The 1,004-nt window shown below is 66.0% G+C and carries 1 protein-coding gene; it reads left to right on the top strand.

All coding sequences use genetic code 11. From position 1 onward, the window contains the following. Nucleotides 1–96 precede the first annotated feature (96 nt). Nucleotides 97–1,004 (top strand): IS110 family RNA-guided transposase (locus C7389_RS24760; protein ID WP_133595323.1); only part of this gene is annotated, 908 nt, incomplete at its 3' end.

The raw sequence follows: 1,004 nt of genomic DNA on the forward strand, positions 1-1,004 counted from the left end.
GACTGATGGGATGGACTCCCCCTCCTTTTCCGCGCCCAATAGGCGCCACCGGTGCTCATGGGGATGGGGATCGGTCTTCAGAAAGAGGAGTCCGTCATGGATGCTACTACCGTTGCCGTCGACCTGGCCAAGAGCGTCTTTCAACTCGCCGTCGCCGATTCGTCCTGGCGCGTAACCGAAAGCCATCGGCTTACACGCAATCAATTCGAGCACTGGTTCGCCAATCGCACTGTCTCGCTCGTCATCATGGAAGCCTGCGGTTCGGCGCATCACTGGGCACGCTGGCTCAATTCGCTCGGCATCGAGGTGCGGCTGCTCCCGGCGGCCTATATCCGCGCCTATGTCCGGCGTAACAAGACCGATGCCGCCGACGCCCGTGCGCTGCTCGAAGCGGCCCGCGCGGCCGACATCGACCCGGTGCGCGTGAAGTCGGTCGAACAGCAGGCGCTGCAGGGCCTGCACCGGATCCGCTCGCTGTGGATGAGTACCCGCACTTCGCGCATCAACGCGCTGCGCGGCTTCTGCCGGGAGTTCGGCCTGAGCATTCCGCAAGGCGCCCGCACCGGGGTCGAGGCGATCAGCCGGGTGTTGGCGGATCCGCGCTCGCCGGTCCCTGTACTGATCCGTGAAACCATGCGATTGCTGATCGAGGAGATTCGCCTGCTCGAACAACGTGTCGCGCAACTGGAACGGGAATTCACCGGCCTGGCGCGGCACAGTCCAGCGTGCACCCAGTTGATGTCGGTGCCGGGCATTGGCCTCTTGACCGCAACGGCGATGGTGGCCGCCACCGGCGGCGACGTGACGCACTTCAGGGATGCCCGCCATTTCGCGAGCTGGTTCGGGCTGACGCCGAAGGAATATTCCTCGGGCAGCGCCCGCAAGCTCGGCCGCATCTCGAAGCGGGGAGATCGCTATTTGAGGATGCTGCTCACCCATGGCGCCCGCGCGGTGCTGAGGGCCGCGGCGCTGGCCCGCGACGCGAGCCGCCCGCTGGACGGCCT

The sequence above is a fragment of the Azoarcus indigens genome (genome assembly GCF_004361735.1).
GTDB lineage: Bacteria > Pseudomonadota > Gammaproteobacteria > Burkholderiales > Rhodocyclaceae > Azoarcus > Azoarcus indigens.